Here is a 19,238-nt window from a genome sequence, read left to right as displayed (position 1 = left end):
CATGCGCAGGGTCCGGACCATCGCCGGACTGAGTGCGCTGGCCGCCGTGGCGGGCGCCGGCGTCGTGGTCGCCCAGCCCGCGCCGCAACCGGCGCAGGCCACGCCTCCCGCTGTTCTGGTCACGCCCGCCCCGCCGGCGGTTCAGCCGCCGGTGCAACCGCCCCCGATCACGCCTCCGCCGCCGGCGCAGGAGGCCCCTCCGCCGGTCCAGGTCACGCCGCCCCCGCCGGTTGTGGCCCCGCCCATCGAGGCCGAGGAGGTCGCGCCCGCTCCGCCGCCCAAGGCGCAGGTGGCGGCCAAGCCCAGCGAAGCGACCGCCAAGCGTGCACGCTACGACGTCGCGGTGATCCAGGCCCTGGACAAGGTGTCGGCCGCCTCCATGCGCTTCGAGGCCGCGGTCGGCCGCCCTGTCCGATACAAGAACCTCGTGTTCACCGTGAAGGCCTGCGAGCGCTCGGCCGCCGATGAGGCGCTGGAGGACTCGATCGCCTATGTCACGGTGGAATCGCAGCCGCGCGCGGCGCCCGGAAAGCCCACGCCGCCGCCGAAACAGGCGTTCCGCGGCTGGATGTACGCCTCCTCGCCCAGCCTGAACCCGCTCGAGCACCCGATCTACGACGCCTGGCTGATCACCTGCAGGGCCGCTGCGCCGTCGCCGACCGCCGCGCGCTGAAACGAGGCCTCGTGCGCCAGGGCGCGGGCGAGGCGGCGGTGGTACTCGGCGCGCGGAATCTCGATGGCGCCGAAGGTCGCCAGATGGTCGGTGATGAACTGGGTGTCGAGCAGGCGGTAGCCATCGGCGATCAATCGGGCGACCAGGTGCACGAGGGCGACCTTCGAGGCGTCGGTGCGGCGGCTGAACATGCTCTCGCCGAAGAAGGCCGCGCCCAGCGAGACGCCGTAGAGGCCGCCGACCAGCTCCCCGTCCAGCCAGCACTCGACGCTGTGGGCGTGGCCCATCTCGAAAAGCTGGGTGTAGAGCTCCTCGATGACGCCGTTGATCCAGGTCTCCGTACGGCCCGGCTTGGGCGCGGCGCAGGCGGCCACCACCTGCGCAAAGGCGGTGTCCATACGGATCTCGAACGGATCGCCGCGGACCGTGCGGGCCAGGCGGCGAGGGACGTGGAAGGCGTCCAGCGGCGCCACGCCGCGTTTCTCCGGGTCGATCAGGAAGATGCGATCGTCATCGCGGGCGTCGGCCATGGGGAACACCCCGCGGGCGTAGCAATCGAGCAGCTCGCGGGGGCCGAAACGCTTCATCGGGGCGGTGCAACCACTATGCGGAAGGATCGCTAGGCGTCTTCCTGCGCCTTCATCCAGTGTTCGAGCCAATGGATGTTGTAGTCGCCGGAGATGATGTCCGGCTGTTGCAGCAGGTCCTGAAACAGCGGGATCGAGGTCTCGATGCCGCCCACCACCATCTCGGCCAGGCAGCGGTTGACGCGGGCGATGCACTCGGCGCGGTCGCGGCCGTGCACGATCAGCTTGCCGACCAGGCTGTCGTAATAGGGCGGGATCGAGTAGCCGGCGTAGAGGGCGCTATCGAGCCGCACGCCCAGGCCGCCCGGGGCGTGGAAGTCGGTGACCAGTCCCGGCGAGGGCGTGAAGGTCCGCGGATTCTCCGCGTTGATGCGGCATTCTATGGCGTGGCCCTCGAACACGACGTCTTCCTGCTTGAACGACAGCGGCAGGCCGGCGGCGATGCGGATCTGCTCGCGGACCAGGTCGATGCCGGTGATCGCCTCGGTGACCGGATGCTCGACCTGCAGGCGGGTGTTCATCTCGATGAAGAAGAACTCGCCGTTTTCGTACAGGAACTCGATGGTGCCGACGCCGAGGTAGCCGATGGCCTTGATGGCGTCGACGACCACCTTGCCGATCTTGGCGCGGGCGGCGGCGTCGATGACCGGGGAGGGGGCTTCCTCCAGCACCTTCTGGTGGCGGCGCTGCAGCGAGCAGTCGCGTTCGCCCAGATGACAGACATTGCCGAAGGCGTCGGCGATGACCTGGATCTCGATATGGCGCGGGGTCTGGAGGTAGCGCTCCATATAGACCGCATCGTCGCCGAAGGCGGCGCGGGCCTCGGCGCGGGCGGTGGAGACCGCCTCGGCCAAGTCTTCCGGCGTCTTGGCGACCTTCATGCCGCGCCCGCCGCCGCCGGCCGCCGCCTTGATGAGGACCGGGAAGCCGATCTCCTTCGCCGCGGCGAAAGCTTCTTCTTCGGTGGTCACCGCGCCGTCGGAACCGGGCACCACAGGAATGCCGGCGTCCTTCACCGCCTGCTTGGCGGTGATCTTGTCGCCCATCATCTTGATGTGCTCGGCGGTCGGGCCGATGAAGGTGAAGCCGTGCGCGGCCACGATCTCGGCGAAGCGCGCGTTCTCCGACAGGAAGCCATAGCCGGGGTGGATGGCCTGGGCGCCGGTGATCTCCGCCGCGGCGATGATCGAAGGAATGTTCAGATAGCTCTTGGCGGCGGGGGCCGGGCCGATGCAGACGCTTTCGTCGGCCAGTCGCACCCACATGGCGCCGGCGTCGGCTTCGGAATGGACCGCGACGGTGGAGATGCCCATCTCCTTGCAGGCCCGGTGGACCCGCAGGGCGATTTCGCCGCGGTTGGCGATGAGGATCTTGTCGAACATCGAGCCTACTCGATGACCACGAGCGGCTCGCCGAATTCGACCGGCTGAGCATCCTGGACGATGATCTCGACGATCTTGCCGCCGCGCGGGGCTGGGATCGGGTTCATGGTCTTCATGGCCTCGACGATCAAAAGGGTCTGGCCGGCGGTGACGGTGTCTCCGACCTTCACGAAGGCGGGGGCGTCGGGCTGGGGCTGAAGATAGACGGTGCCGACCATCGGCGAGTTCACCACATCGCCCCGGCGCTGCGGCTCGGCGGCGGCTTCGGTGGGAGCGGCGGCCGGCGCGGGCGCGGCGGCGAACGGAGCGGGGGCGGCGACGTACTGGGCGGCGGCGGGCGCCGCCGTCAGGGTCTTGGCGACGCGAATCTTCAGGTCGTTGTGCTCGACCTCGATCTCGCTGAGACCGGTTTCGGTGAGAATGTCGGCCAGTTTGCGGACCAGACGCGCGTCGATCGGATCGGCGGGGGCCTTGGGACTGCTAGCCATCTGATAATCCTTAGTATTTGGCTTTAACGGGCCAGGCCCGCGGCCGCCTCGACGGCCAGTTCGTAACTCGCGCCGCCAAAACCGGACACCAGCCCGGTCGCGACGAGAGACACATAGGTTTCCCGGCGGAACGCTTCGCGCGCCGCAGGGTTGGAGAGGTGGCACTCGACCACAGGAATATCGAGCGTTTTGAGCGCGTCCAACAGGGCCACGGAAGTGTGACCATAGCCTGCAGGATTGATCACGACGGCGCAGGCCTCGGTGCGGGCCTCCTGGACCCAGTCGATGAGCTGGCCTTCGTGGTTCGTCTGGCGGAACACGACCGCACGACCGAGGGCGCCGGCCCGACGTTCGCAGCGCACGCGCACGTCCTCCAGCGTCTCTTTTCCGTAAATCTCCGGCTCCCGGACCCCCAGAAGATTGAGGTTGGGCCCGCTAAGCACATAGATCGGTTTCGACATTCGGCTCCGCCGTCGATTCCGCCGTCTTGTAACGGTCGGCGGCGGGGGTCACAAGCTTCCCGGAACCTATAGCTTCACGAGGGCGTCATGACGCTGACCATCAACGGCGAGCAAAAGGCGATGTCGGGCGTCTCGACGGTTGCGGCGCTGGTGGCGCAACTGGGCCTGGACGCGCGCAAGGTGGCGGTCGAGCGCAATCTGGAGATCGTACCGCGATCGGCCTATGGGAAGACCGCGCTCGCCGACGGCGACCGCATCGAGATCGTGCATTTTATCGGAGGCGGCTGAGATGGACGGAACAGTCCAGACGCAAGACACTTGGACGGTCGCGGGCCGCACCTTCACCTCGCGCCTGATCGTCGGCACCGGGAAATACAAGGATTACGCCGAGAATGCCGCCGCCGCCGAGGCGGCCGGCGCCGAGATCGTGACCGTGGCGGTGCGGCGCGTGAACCTTTCCGATCCCAGCCAACCGATGCTGGTCGACTATGTGAAACCCGACCGCTTCACCTTCCTGCCCAACACCGCCGGCTGCTTCACCGGCGAGGAGGCGATCCGCACCCTGCGCCTGGCGCGCGAGGCAGGCGGCTGGGACCTGGTGAAGCTGGAGGTGCTGTCGAACACCAAGCACCTGCTGCCCGATATGGAAGAAACCCTGCGGGCGCTGAAGCTGCTGGTCGCCGACGGCTTCCAGGTGATGGTCTATTGCAGCGACGATCCGGTCTACGCCAAGAAGCTGGAGGATGCGGGCGCCGCGGCGATCATGCCGGCGGCCGCGCCGATCGGCTCGGGTCGCGGCATCCAGAACTTCCTGAACCTCGGCCTCATCATCGAACAGGCCGGGGTGCCGGTGCTGGTGGACGCCGGAGTGGGCACGGCGTCCGATGCGGTTCTGGCCATGGAAACCGGCTGTGACGCCGTGCTGATGAACACGGCCATTGCGGGCGCCAAGGAGCCGATCCGCATGGCGCTAGCCATGAAGCATGCGGTCATCGCCGGGCGGGAGGCATTTTTGGCAGGACGAATGCCAAAACGTATGTATGCTGAGCCATCCTCGCCGCTATCCGGTCTGATCTGATGAGCCTCGCCGTCGACGTCTACTGGTCCTTTCGCAGTCCCTATTCGTACCTGGCGGTCCCCCGCCTGCGCGAACTGAGCGAGACCTACGACGTCGATGTACGGATGCGGCCGGTCTATCCGCTGGCGGTGCGCTCGGAGGGGTTCTTCACCAAGCAGGACCCCCTGTTCGTGCCCTATCTGGTGCGCGATTGCCGCCGCCAGGGTGAGTTCCTGGGTCTGCCGCTGGTCTGGCCCAACCCCGATCCGGTGGTGATCGGAGCGAACCTGAACGGCGCGGCCGAGCAACCGCACCTGGACCTGTTGATGCCCCTAGGCGTGATCGCGTCGCACAAGCCGCAGGCCATGGCCTTCTACGACGAGGTCTCGCGCCTGATCTGGAGCGGGCAGGACATGCCCTGGAACGAGGGCGACAAGCTGGCCCGCGCCATCGCCCGCGCCGGCCTCGACATGAACGAACTGCAGGCCGAGGCGGCCGGCAAGAGCGCCGAGATCGCCGCCGAGATCGAAGCCAACCAGGAGGCCCATCGCGCCGCCGGCCACTGGGGCGTGCCGACCATGGTGTTCGAGAACGAGCCGTTCTTCGGCCAGGATCGCCTGGACGTGCTGGTCTGGCGGCTGAAACAGAACGGATTGCAGAAGCGGGCCTAGCCTCTTCCGTGTCGTCAAAACCGCGACGACAAGCCTAGGCCGGGCCTTGGCCCCTAACTGCGGATCATGTCGGCCTCGGTCGAGAGCCCCAGGGCCTGGAACATCTCGACCCGGCCCGGCCCCGGCTTGACCGGATAGGCGCCGGCCTTCTTCTCGCGGCCGGTCGCCCAATAGCGCAGCACCTTGGCCAGGTTGTCCGGCCGCTTCAGCCAGGCGGATGGGGGCTCGAGCATGTGGAAGCCGCGCAGCGCCGCACGCAGCAGGTCGACGTCCGAGCGGATGGCGATGTTGACCCCGTCCTCCAGGAAGCTCTTCACGACGCGGTTTTTCAGGCTGGGACGATAGCCGCGCGTCAGTTGCTGGCGGGCGCGGCGGATGGCGGCGCGGTCCTGGTCGCGCATGTTGTCGTAGTAGGGCCGCAGCTCGCGGGTGACGAGCTCCTGGAATTCGACCAGCCGGTCGCCGGCGTGGTCGGTGGCGACCAGCACGTCGCGCAGCAGATAGGCGGTCACCGCCGCGAACGAGCAGCCGCGGCCATAGAGCGGGTTGGTGCGGATCAGGTTGTCGCCGATGGCGAAATAGCCGAGCACCGAAGGCGTGTCGCCGCTGGCCAGGGTCCGCCAGCGGCTGTGCAGGTCGCCCATGCCGAAGACGCGGCTGACGCCGGCGGCGGTCTCCTGGGCGACCCAAGGGGCCAGGCCCGGCAGGCGCGCGCAGACCGCGTCGAACACCGCCGGATCGACCAGGGCCTTGCGCATCTCCAGTTCGAGCTCGTGGACGCAGAGGGTGACGGAGAAACAGCCGTTGTCTGCGGGGAACAGCCCGAACTTCAGGAAGCCGAGATCGCCGGTGGTCGAGGCCTTGCCGCGCGGGGGCTCGCTGACGCCGGGATGCAGGCGGTAGTGACGGGTGAAATAGAGAATCTCGGCGTTTTCAGATTCCTCGGAAATCGCCGCGCCCGCCTCGATGAGCTGTTCGACGCCCGAGGAGGTGCGCCCGCCGGCGTCGATCACCACGTCGCCGATGATGTCGCGTCCTCCGCCGGCGTCCGCCGCCGAGACGCCGAGCACGCGCAGGCCTTCGGGAAGTTGCTTCACCAGCAGGCCGCGCACGAAGGTCTCCGAGACCAGGCGCACATTGGGATGGCGTTCGACATAGCGCCGGATCACCAGCTCCAGGGTTGTGCGGCGGCTGGTGAGGACAGCGAAGTCGCGGTCGGCGGGCTGGGGGCGGTAGTGCGCCCGGTGGAGGTCGGTCAGCATGCCCTCGAAGCCCAGTTCGCGGCAGCCGGCGTGTAGCAGTTCGGCGTGCAGCTCAGGATGCTCGGCCTTGATGATCGAGCGCAGGCGGGCGAGGAACGCGTGGCTATGGCGGATGTGGCCGACGCCCCGACGCGACCAGCTCTCGAAGGCGAGGTCGGGATCACCGCGCGGCGGCGGCGGATCGCGTTCGAGAATGACGATGTCGCGCCCGGTCGGCGCCAAGGCCAGCGCCGCACACAGGCCCGCCATTCCAGCCCCGATAATCAGCACCCGTTCGTGCATTCCGCTCGCCGCTTGTGGACGGACAGACTCTAAGCAACCGCACTCACGAGGAAGGGTAGCGCCAGCGTAGGCGCGCGCAAGCCCTGTCGATCGACCTGGCCGATCAGCCCTTGTCGAGCTTGGGCGAGCCGGGAGATTTCAGCTTCTCGCCCTTGGCTTCGGCCAGGGCGGCGCGGACGGCCTGCATGTCTGCGCCCGGCACCATGTGTTCGCCGATGATGAAGGCGGGGGTGCCCTCGATGCCCAGCGCCATGGCCAGTTGGCGATTGTCGGCGATGTGCTGCTGCACGTCCTTGCCGGCCCCGCCGGCGCGGGCGGCGGCGGGGTCGACGCCGACCGCGCGCAGATGGCGGTCGATCGCCGCCTCGTCCAGCGACTTCTCGGCCATGAACCGGTCGAAGAGCTCGATGTTCTTCGGCTTGCCGGCCGGCGAGAGCGCCACGGCCGCGGCGATGTTGCTCTCGCCGCCGAAGATCGGGAATTCCTTGAACACGAAGCGGACGTCGGGGTTCTCGCGGATCAGCTTCAGCACCTCGGGCGCGCTGGCCTTGCAGTAGCCGCAGCGGTAGTCGAAGAACTCCACCACGGTGATCTTGCCGTTCGGATTGGCCACGAAATCGCGCGGATCGCGTTCGAGCTGCTGGCGGAACTTGGCGAGCGAGGCCTTGGCCGCTTCCTGCGCCTGGGCCTGCTTGTTCTCCTGCAGCTTGACCACCGCCTCTTCGATCACCTCGGGATGCGCGAGCAGATAGGCGCGGACCTTCTGGCCGAACGCGTCGTCGGCCGGCTTCTTCTGGCAAGCGGCGAGGGGCAGGGCGAGGGCGGCGCATGCCAGCAGGGCGGCGCGGGAAATCTTGGTCATGCGATGCGACATAAGCGAGAAGCGAGGCTTTGCGAAGGCGCCGCGGCGGCTCAACGCTGCGTGCGACGGTTGATCGAACCTTCCGAAGCGAGGTCTTTCAGGTCGTCGCGGCTCGGATTCGAGGTCAGCACGATATCGGTCGCCCGCCGCCATTCCGGCGTGTCCTTCTCAAGCTTCTCCCTTGCGCGCATGGCGAAGACGCGCGCCTGGGTTGAATCACCGACGGCGAAGAAGTATTCGCCGGTGGCCAGGCGGGCGAGCCCCTCCTTGCCCTGCTTGTCGTAGGCCTGGGCGAGAATGCGCCAGGCGGTGGCGTTGTCGTGTTCCTGGGTCAGGGCCTTGCGCAGCTCGGCCACGCCCTCCTCGACCTTCTTGTCGTCGTCCAGGGCGATCAGGGTCTGGCCGAGGTTGATGCGCAGCAGCGGCGCGTCGGGCTTCAACTCGACGGACTTGCGCTGGGGCGCCTCGGCCTCGCTCGCACGGCCGAACTCGAACAGGACCTGGCCCTTCAGCTCCCAGAGGTAGGGGTTGTCCGGCTGCTCGGCCAGGAGCGCGTCGATCGCCTTCAGCGCCTGGTCGGGCTGCTTCATCTGGTAGTAGGCGATCGCCCGGGCGTATCGGGCCGGATAGGAGGCGTCCTTCTCGCCGTACTTGGTGATCGCTACGGTGGGGTTCAGGAAGCCGTCGAGCTTGGCGCGCATGATCGCATGCTCGGCGATGTCTTCGGGCTTGTCGGGGGTGTCGTAGTGGGCGTTCTGCTCGACCCGGTGACGCAGCGCCTCGATGCGGGACGACGACAGCGGGTGGGAGCGGAAATAGGCGAAGCGCCGCGCTTCCTGGAAGACCTCCTGGTAGCGGAACTTGTCGAAGAAATCGACGAGTCCCTTGCCCGACAGGCCTGCGCGCTCGAGCAGGGCGGCCCCCGCCTGGTCGGCGCGGCTTTCCTGCTCGCGGCTGTAGCCCATGGCGCCCAGCGTGCCGAAATAGCTGGCGCTGCCGATCAGGCTGGCCGCGCCTTCGCCCGATCCGGCCAGGGCGGCCAGGACGCCCAGGCCCATGGTCAGCAGGAAGGGCTTCATGCCGGCGGCGTTCATCTCGCCGGAGCGAGCCGAATGGCCGGCGGCCAGGTGGCCGACCTCGTGGGCGATGACGCCCTGAAGCTGGTTTGGGTTCTCGGATTCGAGGATCAGGCCGGTAAAGACGCCCATTGTGCCGGGCGCGGCGAAGGCGTTGAGCTCCTTCGACCCGATAAGCAGGATGTCGATCGACTTGGCGTCGACCCCGGCGGCCTTGAAGATCGGCTCGGAGTCCTTGCGCAGGATCTCCTCGATCTCGGTGTCGCGGATCAGGGCGACGCCGTCGTCAGCCCGCACCGGCGCTGCGTGCAGCAGCAGACTGAGCGACAGGGCGGCCGCCAGGACCGTCTTCGAGCGGGCAGGGGTGACCATGCCGAACAAACTCCAAGCGCCCCCGCATCAGAACGAATTTAGCCGAGCCTAGAGCATTTTTCGCCGATGTGGATACTGGTTCGGCGAGGACGACGTTTCAGGTCCGCTGGGAACCGGCCGCCCTGGCCGGCTCCCCTGGTGCGGACGTCAGCGACGCCACCAGCCCTTCTTCGGAACGGACGGCGGAGCGACGATCTCGTTCGGATCGGGCTCGCGCACGGCCGGCGCGATGGGTTCCGGTTGCGGCGCGGGTTCGGGCTCAGGCTCAACCGCGGGGGCCGCGGCCTCCGGAGCGGTCTCGACCTCAGGCGGCGCTTCGAGCGTGGGCTGGACGCTCGCCTCCTCGGCGGCGGCCGCCTTGGTGCGACGGGCGCGCGGCTTCCTGGCCTTTGGCGCGGGCTCCTCGACCGCCGGCGCAGCTTCCACAGGCTCGGGAGCCGGTTCGGCGACGTCGACAGGTGCCTCCGAGACCGCTTCGGGCGCAGCCTCGACCGCCTCGGCGGCCTTGCCGCGGGCGCGGCTGCGGCGCGGCTTCTTCGGCTTTTCCTCGATCGCCGGCAGTTCGACCCAGACGTCCATGTCGACGTGGGGCTGCTCGTCGCTCACGCTCGGCGCGGGCGCGACGGCTTCAGCCGCAGCCGGGACGGAGTCGGCGACCGGAGCGGGCGCAGGCGCGCGGGCGGCCGGGAAGTCCTCGGACGGATCGTGCCAGACGAACGGGTCGTCGCCATAGGGCACCCAGGGGCGGGTCCACGAGAACATGTCCGCCGGACGGCCGTCATCGCGCATGCGCCGACCGCCGCGGCGGCCGCGGCGCCGGCGGCGGCCGTTCTCGTCGCTTTCGGCCTCGGCGCGGACGGGACGTTCGGCGGCCTCGCGCGGTTCGCCGTCGCGGCGTCCGCGGCGGCGCCGGCGGCGCCCGCGACGTCCGCCGCGTTCTTCGCCGTCTTCCTCGTCTTCATGATCCTGGAAGCGCTGTTCGGCTTCGTCGTCGTCGCTGGCCTCACGCTCGATGTCGAGTTCGTCTTCGTCCTCGTCGGCCTCGTCCTCGAAGGCGTCGTCGAAGTCGTCTTCCACCGGCTCGTAGGGCTGGAGCGGCGCATGGGCCATGGGCGCGTGCTCGGGCCGCGTTTCGGTGGCCGTGCGCTCGACCTCGTGGTCGGCGTGGGCCAGGCCGTCGTCGATGGCGATGGTGACGAAGAGGCCCAGGGTCTCGTGCAGGCGCGCGAGATGGTTGCGCTTTTCGTTGAGGATATAGAGGCCGACGGCGCGCGGAACCTTCAGGGTGGCTTCGCCGCCGCCTTTCAAGGCCTCGCTCTCGACGGCGCGCAGGGCCGACAGGGCGCTGGATTCGACCGAGCGCACGCGGCCGGTGCCGGCGCAATGCTCGCAGATGTGGGTGGTGCCTTCCAGCACGCCGGAACGGCGACGCTGGCGGCTGATCTCCATCAGGCCGAACGAGCTGATCTTGCCCATCTGGACGCGGGCGCGGTCGTCCTTCAGAGCGTCCTTCAGCTTCTTCTCGACGGCGCGATTGTTCTTGGCCTCATCCATGTCGATGAAGTCGATGACGATCAGGCCGGCTAGGTCGCGCAGGCGCAACTGTCGGGCGGCCTCCTCGGCCGCTTCAAGATTGGTCTTGAGCGCGGTGGCTTCGATGTTCCGCTCGCGCGTGGCGCGGCCGGAGTTGACGTCGATCGCGACCAGGGCCTCGGTCTGGTTGATGACCAGATAGCCGCCGGACCGCAGCGGCACGACCGGCGAATAGATCTGGCTCAGGTGATCTTCGACCCGGTGCTTGACGAACAGCGGGGCGGCCTCGCGATAAGGCTGCACCTTCTTGGCCTGCGACGGCATCAGCATGCGCATGAAGTCGCGCGCTTCCTTGAAGCCGGCCTCGCCTTCGACCCAGACCTCGTCGATGTCCTTGTCGTAGAGGTCGCGGATGGTGCGCTTCACCAGGTCCTCTTCCTCATAGATGAGGGCGGGAGCGACCGAGTGCAGGGTGGTGTCGCGGATGTTCTCCCACAGGCGCAGGAGGTATTCGTAGTCGCGCTTGATCTCGGCCTTGGTGCGCTTGGCGCCGGCGGTGCGGACGATCAGCCCCATGCCGTCCGGCACGTCCAGGCTCTGGACCACGCCCTTCAGGCGCTTGCGGTCGGTGACTGCGGTGATCTTGCGGCTGATGCCGCCGCCACGGGCCGTGTTCGGCATTAGCACGCCATAGCGGCCGGCCAGGGAGAGATAGGTGGTCAGGGCCGCGCCCTTGTTGCCGCGCTCTTCCTTGACGACCTGGACCAGCATGATCTGCCGGCGGCGGATCACCTCCTGGATCTTGTAGCGACGCATCAGCCGCCGGCGGCGCCGGGCGACCTCTTCTTCCATGACGTCGTCTTCGTCGTCGCTGACGGCGCCGTCTTCGTCATCGTCCTCGCCGCGGGCGCGCGCCTCGGCGAAGTCCTCTTCCTCGTCGGCCTCTTCGCGCAGCAGGGCTTCGCGGTCGGCGACCGGGATCTGATAGTAGTCGGGATGGATTTCGTTGAAGGCCAGGAAGCCATGGCGGTTGCCGCCGTACTCGATGAAGGCCGCCTGCAGCGACGGCTCGACGCGCGTCACCTTGGCGAGATAGATATTCCCTCTGAGCTGTTTCCTGTTCTGGCTTTCGAAATCGAATTCTTCAACACGCGATCCGTCGACCACCACGACACGCGTCTCTTCGGCGTGTGCGGCGTCGATCAACATCTTCTTGGACATCAAGTACGTCTCCGAGGCGCGCCTCGAACGCAAGGTTCGGGCGCCGCCGGTCTGTCAGGAGGGCGCGCACGCCACCGTCCGTCGCATTGCCGAGAGCGGCAAGGCGGGCGGTAGGCCGGAAAAGGGCTCGAGCGGCGCTGCCCATTGGTGTGTTCCCAGGCGCGCCCAACGATAGGCGCGGATCGGATGGGGCGTCGTCGCCGAAGGGGCGGAACCGACGCGGGCTTGTTTGGTCGCGCGGAGGGCGACCCTGCGACGCAGGGCGCGGTTCCAGCGCGGCCGGACATTGCTACACTGGCGGCGAAAAGGAAAGCCGCAGCGGGACAGCGTGAAGACGGGGTTAACCGTTTGTCCACGCCGTCACAGGCTATATGGGTGAGACTGTGCAAAAAGTGTAACGGGGCTGCGCGTATGAGCGGCGTGTTCAGGATCAGCGGGCGAAGCGTGCTGGCGGCCGCCGGCGCTGTTGTCGGCTGCCTGGCGATCGCGCTTGGGGCCCAGGCGGCCGGAACGCGGGCGGACGTGCTGAAGGTGCGCCTGGGCGGCGACAGGACCGAAACCCGCATCGTGGTCGACCTGGACAAGGCCGCCACCGGCAAGATCGCCTCCAGCGGACAGGAAGACCTGCGGGTCGTGATGAACCTGCCCGGCGTTTCGGTGGATAACGAACTGCAGGGCGCGGGGCTGGGCTTGGTGAAGGCCTGGGTCGTGGACAATGGGCCCGGCGGGGCGCGGCTGCGCGTCGACCTGGCCGGTGAGGCGGTGATCAAGCGCCGCTTCCTGCTGCCCCCTGCCGACGGGGTGCCGAACTATCGCTATGTGATCGACCTGGCGGCGCGCGATCCGGCCAAGGTGAAGGTCGCGGCCAAGTCGGATGCGCGTTTCATCTCGGCTCCGGTCAAGGGCGTCAAGGCGGCCTTGCCGCTGAAGAAGGTCGTGGTGATCGACGCCGGGCACGGCGGCAAGGACCCCGGGACCAAGGGCGCCGAGGGCAATGAGAAGGACGTGACTCTGGCGGCGGCCAAGTCGCTGAAGAGCCAGCTCGAGAAGACCGGCCGCTACAAGGTGGTGATGACCCGCGAGACCGACGTCTATGTCGACCATGCGGTGCGGGTGCAGATCGCGCGGCGGGCCGATGCGGACCTGTTCATCTCGCTGCACGCCGATTCGGGTTCGGACCCGACCCTGCGCGGGGCCAGCGTCTACACCCTGGCCGACCGGGCGACGGGGCGTTCGGCCAAGTTCGTCAGCAAGGACGATTGGTTCATGCAGGCCGGCACTCATGGCGACCACGGGGTCTCCACCATCCTGCTGGACCTGACCCAGCGGATGACCCGCAACCGGTCGGCGAGCTTCGCCGAGGTGCTGCTCGATCGGATCAGCGACCATCAGCCGCTGCTGCGCCGCAGCCACCGCGAGGCGGGCCTGGCCGTGCTGCTGGCGCCGGACGTGCCGGCGGTGCTGCTGGAAATGGGTTTCCTGACCAATGCGGCCGACGAGGCGGTGCTGCGCGATGCGGCCAAGCGCGGGCGGCTGATGGGATCGGTGGTCGAGGCGATCGACGACTATTTCGGCCAGACGACCAAGCTCGCCTCGAACTAGGGCGTCCGCGCGACCTGCGACGCGCACGGCCGTTGGCGCCCGGCGCGATGCACGCTAGACCAGCCGCAGCGGCGGGCCATGGCCCCGCGGAGGTCGGTCAGTTTGAAGCCCCCGGAACGATGGATCGCAATCGCTGGCGTGACGGTGCTGAGCGCCATCGCGCTGGCCGGCTTCGCCCTGGCGATCTACGCGGCCTGGCTGTTCCACGACATGCCCGACGCCACCGACCTGGTCGACTATCGGCCGCCGACGGCGACGCGCGCCTATGCCTGGGACGGCACCCTGATCGGCGAATTTTCGCGCGAGCGTCGCATATACGTGCCGTACGACAATATTCCGCCGCACCTGGTCCAGGCCTTCCTGGCGGCGGAGGACCGCAACTTCTTCACTCACGGCGGCGTCGACGCCCTGGGCCTGACCCGCGCCATGATGAAGAACGTGGCCAATGCGGCGAACGGCCGGCGGCTGGAGGGCGGTTCGACCATCACCCAGCAGGTCGCCAAGAACGTGCTGCTGACCAGCGATGCGACCGTCGGGCGCAAGCTGAAGGAAGCGATCCTGGCCGGGCGGCTGGAGCAGACCCTGAACAAGGAGCAGATCCTCGAACTCTATCTGAACGAGATCTGGCTGGGCTATCGCTCCTACGGGGTCGGGGCGGCGGCCTATAATTATTTCGGAAAGTCGATCAGCGACCTGACCCTGGCCGAGAGCGCCTATCTGGCGGCCCTGCCGAAGGGGCCGGACAACTACCACCCGCTGCGCCGCAAGGCCCAGGCCATCGTGCGCCGCAACTGGGTGATCGACCAGATGGCCGATCTGGGCTGGGTGAGCCGCCCTGACGCCGAGGCCGCCAAGCGCGAGGACCTAAAGGTCCAGAAGGCTCCGACGCGGGCCAAGTACCGCGACGCCGACTTCTTCGTGGAGGAGGTGCGCCGCCGGGGCCTGGCGACCATGGGGCAGCGCCTCAACGAGGGCGGCTACTACATGCGCACCACGCTCGATCCGCGGCTGCAGACGGCCGCGCGGGTGGCGCTGATGAACGGCCTGGAAAAGTACGACCGCCGCCACGGCTGGCGCGGCGCCTGGGGCCACGTCGACAAGGCGGAGGGCTGGGAAGCGGTCGCCAAGCAGGAGAGCCCGCCTTCGGAGCGGCGCGGCTGGCGCGCGGCGCTGATCACCGACGTTTCCGGCGGCAATGTGCGCGTGCGTCTGGCCGGCGACGGCGGGGCGGGGTCCATCGTCGGCCAGGACGTCGCCTGGGCAAGGGCCGGGAAGGGCCTGCGCGCAGGCGACCTGGTGTTCGTCGAGCCGGTCGAGGGCGGCGCAAGCTTCCGGCTGAAGCAGATTCCGGCGGTCAACGGCGCGCTGGTGGCGATAGAGCCCTATTCGGGCCGCGTGCTGGCGATGGTGGGCGGCTATTCGTTCTCGCTGTCGAACTTCAATCGCGCGACCCAGGCGATGCGTCAGCCGGGCTCGGCCTTCAAGCCGATCGTCTATGCGGCTGCGCTGGAGAATGGCTACACGCCGTCGAGCGTGGTCATGGACTCGGCCATCACCCTGCGCGGCGCCGGCGGTCAGGATTGGACGCCCGAGAATTACAACCGCCGCTATTACGGCGCCCTGACCCTGCGCCGCGGACTGGAGCTGTCGCGCAACGCCATGACCGTGCGTCTGGCCCAGGGCGTAGGCATGAGCCGCATCAGCGATCTGGCCGTGAAGATGGGCGTGGTCAAAAAGATGGACAAGGTGCTGGCCATGGCCCTGGGGGCGGGCGAGACCACGCCCTTCCGGCTGACCGCGGCCTATGCGGCCTTCGTCAATGGCGGACGGCGAGTCGAGCCGCACCTGATCGAACTGGTGCAGGATCGCAATGGCGAGACGATCTTCCGCGGCGACAAGCGCGACTGCCCGCGCTGCAACGCCGCCTTCAACGGCGATGAAAGCCCGCGGGTCGCCCCGGACGGCGAACAGGTCATGGACCCGATCACCGCCTATCAGATCACCTCGATGCTGCAGGGCGTGGTCCAGCGCGGTACGGCGACCTCGGCCTTGGTGCTGAACCGGCCGGTGGGCGGCAAGACCGGCACGACCAACGAATACCGCAGCGCCTGGTTCGTCGGCTTCACGCCCCAGGTCGTGGCCGGGGTGTTCGTCGGCTTCGACGACAACCGCAGCCTGGGCGAGGGCGAGACCGGCACCACCGCGGCGGTACCGGTCTTCGTGGAATTCATGCAGGAAGCGGCCAAGGAATGGCCCAAGACCGAGTTCAAGGCGCCGGCCAACGCCAAGTTCGCCACGGTGCGCGGCATCCGCGAGGCCTTCCGCCCCGGCACCGAGCCGAAGGTGATCCAGGCGCCGCTGGACAGCGGCCTGTCCGGCCCGCAGCCCTACAGTCAGGTCTGGCCCGATGGAAAGCTGACCACGCCCGCCCCCGCTGCGCCGGCCGCCCCCCAGAAGAAAGACGACATGACCGGGCTCTATTGAGGCGTGAGGCGCAGATCGGGCCGCCCGTGGGACCCACGCCATTGTTTTCCCTCGCGTCGCGCGCTATCTGCCGCGGCCCCAGACTGTTTCTGGTTCGGAGATTCCCATGAGAGCGGATGTCGAGGCTGCCAAGGCCGACATCGAGCAGTCGATCGAACTGCTCAGGAGGCGACTTTGACTGGGAACCGGCCCTAAGAAAGCTCGATGAGCTGAACGCCCGCGTCGAGGACCCGACCCTCTGGGACGATGCGGCGGCCGCCCAGGCGATCACCCGCGAGCGCTCCAAGCTGGCGGCGTCGGTCGAGGCGGTGCAATCGCTGGAACGCGACCTGGCCGACGCCATCGGCTATGCCGAGCTGGCCGACGAGGAGGGGGACGAAGGCTCGCTCGACGAGGCGCGCGCCCAGCTCAAGGCGATCAAGGACCGCGCCGCGCGCGCCGAACTGGAGGCGCTGCTCTCCGGCGAGGCGGACGGCAACGACGCCTTCGTGGAAATCAATTCCGGGGCCGGCGGCACCGAGTCCAACGACTGGGCCGGAATGCTGCTGCGCATGTATTCGCGCTGGGCCAACGCCCACGGCATGAGCGTCGACTTCCTCGAAGAGACGCCGGGCGAACAGGCGGGCATCAAGTCGGTGACCTTGCAGATCAAAGGTCCGAACGCCTATGGCTGGCTGAAGACCGAGGCGGGCGTGCACCGGCTGGTGCGCATCTCGCCGTTCGACGCGGCGGCCAAGCGGCATACCAGCTTCGCCTCGGTCTGGGTCTATCCGGTGGTGGACGACGCCATCGAGATCGAGATCAACCCCGCCGACGTGCGCACCGACACCTATCGCGCCTCGGGCGCGGGCGGCCAGCACATCAACAAGACCGACTCGGCCGTGCGCCTGACCCACGTTCCGACCGGGGTGGTGGTGGCCTGCCAGATGGGCCGCTCGCAGCACCAGAACCGCGAAGAGGCCTGGAAGATGCTGCGCGCGCGGCTCTATGAGCTGGAGTTGCAGAAGCGCGAAGCCGAGGCCGCCGCGCTGAACGATCAGAAGACCGACATCGGCTGGGGCCACCAGATCCGATCCTATGTTCTGCAGCCGTACCAGATGGTGAAGGACCTGCGGACCAATGTGGAGACTTCCGACACCCAAGGGGTGCTGGACGGCGACCTGGACGAGTTCATGGGCGCGTCCCTGGCGCAACGCGTCGGCAACACCCGCGACGGGGCCGGGGCGTAGGGGGACTGTGCTTTCCTTCCTCCGCTGCGGGGAGGGTGGATCGCCGCAATGCGGCGAGATGGGTGAGGGGGCCGGCCGGGCAAAGCCCCACCCTGGCGGCTTCGCCGCCTGTCCCTCCCCATGAAGAGGAGGGAGAAACGTCCGAGCGTTGGAGGCGCACGATGCAGAGGGTTCGCTGCGAATGGGGGCTGGGCGGGGTCGAACTGCTGCGCGACCGAGCCGCCGTGCTGGTGATCGTCGATGTGCTGTCATTCTCCACCGCGGTGGACGTGGCCGTTCACCGCAAGGCTAGGATCTATCCGTTCGCCTGGAGCGACGACGATGCGGCGCGTGAGGAGGCCGCGCGGCTGGACGTGCGGTTCGTGGCCGGACGCCGGGCCGGAGGGCAGCTCAGTCTGTCGCCTGCCAGCCTGATGAAGCTGGACCCTGGGGAGCGGCTGCTGCTGCCCTCGCCGAACGGCTCGCGGCTGTCGCTGGCGTGCGGCGAGGCGATCGTGATCGCCGGATGCCTGCGCAACGCCAGCGCCGTGGCGGCCAAGGCGCTGGAACTGGCGCGGGGCGAGGATATCGCGGTCATACCGGGTGGAGAGCGCTGGGCGGATGGCTCGCTGCGTCCGGCGATCGAGGACCTGATCGGCGCTGGCGCGATTATCGAGGCGCTGGGCCTCGAGGGCGAGCCCGAGGCGGAGGTGGCGCGCGATGCGTTTCGCGCGGCCAGACCTCATCTCAAGGCGACGCTGTTCGGCTGTCGTTCGGGGATCGAACTTCGCGAGCGTGGCTATGAACTCGACGTCGAAATCGCCGCGAACCTCGATGTCAGCCAATGTGCGCCAGTGCTGAGGAACGGCGCCTACGAGGATGCGGCCGCCTAAGCGCTCTGGGCTTCCGGTTCGGGGGCGGCGAGGGCGACCGGGGCGGGGCGCTGGAATTTCAGGCTGCGACCCTGAAAGAAGGCGCCGGTCTCGACCGAGAGCTGTTCGTGGGTGATGTCGCCGTCGACGTGGGCCGCGCCATGCAGGCGCACCTGCTTGGCGGTGATCGAGCCGATCACGCGGCCGCGGATGTCGACGCTCTCGGCCTGGATGGAGCCTTCGACATGACCGGTCTCGCCGAGGGTGAGGCGCTCGACCCGCAGGTCGCCGCGGACCACGCCGTCGAGATGCAGTTCGCCTTCGCCGCTGACCGAACCTTCGATGACGAGATCCTGGCCGATGAGCGAGGCGGCCTTGGGCGTCTTGGCCCCGGCCGGGGCGGAGAGCTCCTGAGCCTTGTCGGCCTTAGTCGCCTTGGAGAACATAGTCGCCCGCCTTCAGAAAACGCGAAGGGTTCTGGGCCCGGCCGTTGACCCAGACCTCGTAGTGGAGGTGCGGGCCGGTCGAACGCCCGGTGGAGCCCATGCCGCCGATGCGCGTGCCGACGACGACGCGCTGGCCAGGACGCACGCCGATGGCCTGCAGGTGGGCGTAACGGGTCTTGAAGCCGCGGCCGTGGTCGATCTCGATGGTGTTGCCGTAGCCGGAGCGGACGCCGGTGAACGAAACCACCCCCGGCGCGGTCGCATAGATCGGCGAATTGGTCGAACCGGCGAAATCCAGGCCGGAATGGAAGGCCGGGCGACGGGTGAAGGGGTCGAAGCGCACGCCGTAGCTGCTGGTCTGGGGCGTGGCGGTGGTCGGGCGGGCGAAGGGCAGCTTGGTCGCCGCCTCGACCATGGCGCTGGCCTCGGAGAGGTTGGTGGCCGCGTGCTGGATACGCTCGGCGAAATCCTCGTCCACGTCGAGCACGGCGGCCAGGGCGCGGGAATCCTTGGCCTCGATCAGCGGGCCGCCGAGCGAGCCGCCCTTGGGCACGAAGGACGAGGGCGTCAGGCCGGCGAGGCGGAAGGCCAGGCGCAGACGGTCGGCGCGGGTGCGGGCGAAGTCGTCGGCGGCGTCGACCAGCCGTTCCTGGCCGGCGCGGACCAGTTCGATGCGGCGCAGCGGGTTCACGTCGTCCG

The 19,238-nt window shown here is 68.4% G+C and carries 18 protein-coding genes; 8 read left to right on the top strand and 10 right to left on the bottom strand.

Annotated features, from left to right (window positions below; all coding sequences use genetic code 11):
* Position 1: 1 nt before the first annotated feature.
* On the top strand, positions 2 to 673 hold the full coding sequence (locus ACE3TL_RS06595; RefSeq protein ID WP_374577930.1) for a DUF2155 domain-containing protein: 672 nt from the start codon (positions 2 to 4) through the stop codon (positions 671 to 673).
* Here the strand turns inward: ACE3TL_RS06595 and aat are convergent.
* Genes aat through ACE3TL_RS06575 form a run of 4 tightly spaced genes read right to left on the bottom strand, consistent with a single transcriptional unit; the run spans position 613 to position 3,591 of the window.
* Positions 613 to 1,260, bottom strand: coding sequence for a leucyl/phenylalanyl-tRNA--protein transferase (gene aat / locus ACE3TL_RS06590; RefSeq protein WP_374577929.1), 648 nt, complete (start codon positions 1,258 to 1,260; stop codon positions 613 to 615). The two genes, ACE3TL_RS06595 and aat, sit on opposite strands and share 61 nt — an antisense overlap.
* A gap of 32 nt (positions 1,261 to 1,292) precedes the next feature.
* Positions 1,293 to 2,642, bottom strand: coding sequence for an acetyl-CoA carboxylase biotin carboxylase subunit (gene accC, locus ACE3TL_RS06585; RefSeq protein ID WP_374577928.1), 1,350 nt, complete (start codon positions 2,640 to 2,642; stop codon positions 1,293 to 1,295).
* Between the two features lie 5 nt (positions 2,643 to 2,647).
* The gene (gene accB, locus ACE3TL_RS06580) at positions 2,648 to 3,130 is read right to left on the bottom strand and encodes an acetyl-CoA carboxylase biotin carboxyl carrier protein (RefSeq protein ID WP_374577927.1); all 483 of its coding nucleotides are present in this window, start codon (positions 3,128 to 3,130) and stop codon (positions 2,648 to 2,650) included.
* Positions 3,131 to 3,153: 23 nt separating this feature from the next.
* Positions 3,154 to 3,591 carry a type II 3-dehydroquinate dehydratase gene (locus tag ACE3TL_RS06575; RefSeq protein WP_374577926.1) on the bottom strand — a complete coding sequence of 146 codons (438 nt, stop codon included), beginning with the start codon at positions 3,589 to 3,591 and terminating at the stop codon, positions 3,154 to 3,156.
* 87 nt (positions 3,592 to 3,678) lie between these two features.
* Here ACE3TL_RS06575 and thiS point away from each other — a divergent pair, with 87 nt between their 5' ends.
* Genes thiS through ACE3TL_RS06560 form a run of 3 tightly spaced genes read left to right on the top strand, consistent with a single transcriptional unit; the run spans position 3,679 to position 5,319 of the window.
* Complete coding sequence (gene thiS, locus ACE3TL_RS06570; RefSeq protein WP_374577925.1) at positions 3,679 to 3,879, top strand: sulfur carrier protein ThiS; 201 nt, start codon at positions 3,679 to 3,681, stop codon at positions 3,877 to 3,879.
* A gap of 1 nt (position 3,880) precedes the next feature.
* The gene (locus ACE3TL_RS06565) at positions 3,881 to 4,669 is read left to right on the top strand and encodes a thiazole synthase (protein ID WP_374577924.1); all 789 of its coding nucleotides are present in this window, start codon (positions 3,881 to 3,883) and stop codon (positions 4,667 to 4,669) included.
* Entirely contained in the window at positions 4,669 to 5,319 is a 651-nt protein-coding gene (locus tag ACE3TL_RS06560; RefSeq protein WP_374577923.1) for a 2-hydroxychromene-2-carboxylate isomerase, read from the top strand. The genes ACE3TL_RS06565 and ACE3TL_RS06560 overlap by 1 nt, the downstream gene beginning before the upstream one ends.
* A gap of 53 nt (positions 5,320 to 5,372) precedes the next feature.
* On the opposite strand, the gene ACE3TL_RS06555 is transcribed toward ACE3TL_RS06560, so the two are convergent.
* From ACE3TL_RS06555 to ACE3TL_RS06540, 4 genes are all read right to left on the bottom strand, one after another.
* Positions 5,373 to 6,863, bottom strand: a complete 1,491-nt coding sequence (locus tag ACE3TL_RS06555) for an FAD-dependent oxidoreductase (protein ID WP_374577922.1) — start codon at positions 6,861 to 6,863, stop codon at positions 5,373 to 5,375.
* Positions 6,864 to 6,966: 103 nt separating this feature from the next.
* On the bottom strand, positions 6,967 to 7,725 hold the full coding sequence (locus ACE3TL_RS06550; protein ID WP_374577921.1) for a DsbA family protein: 759 nt from the start codon (positions 7,723 to 7,725) through the stop codon (positions 6,967 to 6,969).
* A gap of 50 nt (positions 7,726 to 7,775) precedes the next feature.
* Positions 7,776 to 9,173, bottom strand: a complete 1,398-nt coding sequence (locus ACE3TL_RS06545) for a M48 family metalloprotease (protein ID WP_374577920.1) — start codon at positions 9,171 to 9,173, stop codon at positions 7,776 to 7,778.
* A gap of 147 nt (positions 9,174 to 9,320) precedes the next feature.
* Positions 9,321 to 11,927, bottom strand: a complete 2,607-nt coding sequence (locus ACE3TL_RS06540) for a ribonuclease E/G (protein ID WP_374577919.1) — start codon at positions 11,925 to 11,927, stop codon at positions 9,321 to 9,323.
* A 411-nt stretch (positions 11,928 to 12,338) separates the two neighbouring features.
* On the opposite strand from ACE3TL_RS06540, the gene ACE3TL_RS06535 reads away from it, so the two are divergent.
* The 4 genes from ACE3TL_RS06535 (at position 12,339) to ACE3TL_RS06520 (ending at position 18,114) form a co-directional block, all read left to right on the top strand.
* Entirely contained in the window at positions 12,339 to 13,529 is a 1,191-nt protein-coding gene (locus ACE3TL_RS06535; RefSeq protein ID WP_374577918.1) for an N-acetylmuramoyl-L-alanine amidase, read from the top strand.
* A gap of 78 nt (positions 13,530 to 13,607) precedes the next feature.
* On the top strand, positions 13,608 to 16,013 hold the full coding sequence (locus ACE3TL_RS06530) for a penicillin-binding protein 1A (protein ID WP_374577917.1): 2,406 nt from the start codon (positions 13,608 to 13,610) through the stop codon (positions 16,011 to 16,013).
* A gap of 106 nt (positions 16,014 to 16,119) precedes the next feature.
* A protein-coding gene (prfB, locus tag ACE3TL_RS06525; RefSeq protein ID WP_374577916.1) for a peptide chain release factor 2 occupies positions 16,120 to 17,242 on the top strand; the annotation gives its coding sequence in 2 pieces (ribosomal slippage) (positions 16,120 to 16,188 and positions 16,190 to 17,242; 1,122 coding nt in all).
* Positions 17,243 to 17,403: 161 nt separating this feature from the next.
* Complete coding sequence (locus ACE3TL_RS06520) at positions 17,404 to 18,114, top strand: 2-phosphosulfolactate phosphatase (RefSeq protein ID WP_374577915.1); 711 nt, start codon at positions 17,404 to 17,406, stop codon at positions 18,112 to 18,114.
* Here the strand turns inward: ACE3TL_RS06520 and ACE3TL_RS06515 are convergent.
* On the bottom strand, positions 18,111 to 18,539 hold the full coding sequence (locus ACE3TL_RS06515) for a polymer-forming cytoskeletal protein (protein ID WP_374577914.1): 429 nt from the start codon (positions 18,537 to 18,539) through the stop codon (positions 18,111 to 18,113). The genes ACE3TL_RS06520 and ACE3TL_RS06515 overlap by 4 nt on opposite strands.
* The coding region (locus ACE3TL_RS06510) for a M23 family metallopeptidase (protein ID WP_374577913.1) at positions 18,520 to 19,238 on the bottom strand (719 nt) is incomplete at its 5' end. The genes ACE3TL_RS06510 and ACE3TL_RS06515, both read right to left, overlap by 20 nt.

The sequence above is a fragment of the Phenylobacterium sp. genome (genome assembly GCF_041920015.1).
GTDB lineage: Bacteria > Pseudomonadota > Alphaproteobacteria > Caulobacterales > Caulobacteraceae > Phenylobacterium.
This window is presented reverse-complemented; position numbering and strand designations above follow the sequence as displayed.

What these genes read in the sequence shown, in the direction of transcription:
- ACE3TL_RS06595 (WP_374577930.1), top strand. Translation starts at nt 2, where the DNA reads ATGCGCAGGGTCCGGACCATCGCCGGACTGAGTGCGCTGGCCGCCGTG.
- aat (WP_374577929.1), bottom strand. Translation starts at nt 1,260, where the DNA reads ATGAAGCGTTTCGGCCCCCGCGAGCTGCTCGATTGCTACGCCCGCGGG.
- accC (WP_374577928.1), bottom strand. Translation starts at nt 2,642, where the DNA reads ATGTTCGACAAGATCCTCATCGCCAACCGCGGCGAAATCGCCCTGCGG.
- accB (WP_374577927.1), bottom strand. Translation starts at nt 3,130, where the DNA reads ATGGCTAGCAGTCCCAAGGCCCCCGCCGATCCGATCGACGCGCGTCTG.
- ACE3TL_RS06575 (WP_374577926.1), bottom strand. Translation starts at nt 3,591, where the DNA reads ATGTCGAAACCGATCTATGTGCTTAGCGGGCCCAACCTCAATCTTCTG.
- thiS (WP_374577925.1), top strand. Translation starts at nt 3,679, where the DNA reads ATGACGCTGACCATCAACGGCGAGCAAAAGGCGATGTCGGGCGTCTCG.
- ACE3TL_RS06565 (WP_374577924.1), top strand. Translation starts at nt 3,881, where the DNA reads ATGGACGGAACAGTCCAGACGCAAGACACTTGGACGGTCGCGGGCCGC.
- ACE3TL_RS06560 (WP_374577923.1), top strand. Translation starts at nt 4,669, where the DNA reads ATGAGCCTCGCCGTCGACGTCTACTGGTCCTTTCGCAGTCCCTATTCG.
- ACE3TL_RS06555 (WP_374577922.1), bottom strand. Translation starts at nt 6,863, where the DNA reads ATGCACGAACGGGTGCTGATTATCGGGGCTGGAATGGCGGGCCTGTGT.
- ACE3TL_RS06550 (WP_374577921.1), bottom strand. Translation starts at nt 7,725, where the DNA reads ATGACCAAGATTTCCCGCGCCGCCCTGCTGGCATGCGCCGCCCTCGCC.
- ACE3TL_RS06545 (WP_374577920.1), bottom strand. Translation starts at nt 9,173, where the DNA reads ATGGTCACCCCTGCCCGCTCGAAGACGGTCCTGGCGGCCGCCCTGTCG.
- ACE3TL_RS06540 (WP_374577919.1), bottom strand. Translation starts at nt 11,927, where the DNA reads ATGTCCAAGAAGATGTTGATCGACGCCGCACACGCCGAAGAGACGCGT.
- ACE3TL_RS06535 (WP_374577918.1), top strand. Translation starts at nt 12,339, where the DNA reads ATGAGCGGCGTGTTCAGGATCAGCGGGCGAAGCGTGCTGGCGGCCGCC.
- ACE3TL_RS06530 (WP_374577917.1), top strand. Translation starts at nt 13,608, where the DNA reads ATGGCCCCGCGGAGGTCGGTCAGTTTGAAGCCCCCGGAACGATGGATC.
- ACE3TL_RS06520 (WP_374577915.1), top strand. Translation starts at nt 17,404, where the DNA reads ATGCAGAGGGTTCGCTGCGAATGGGGGCTGGGCGGGGTCGAACTGCTG.
- ACE3TL_RS06515 (WP_374577914.1), bottom strand. Translation starts at nt 18,539, where the DNA reads ATGTTCTCCAAGGCGACTAAGGCCGACAAGGCTCAGGAGCTCTCCGCC.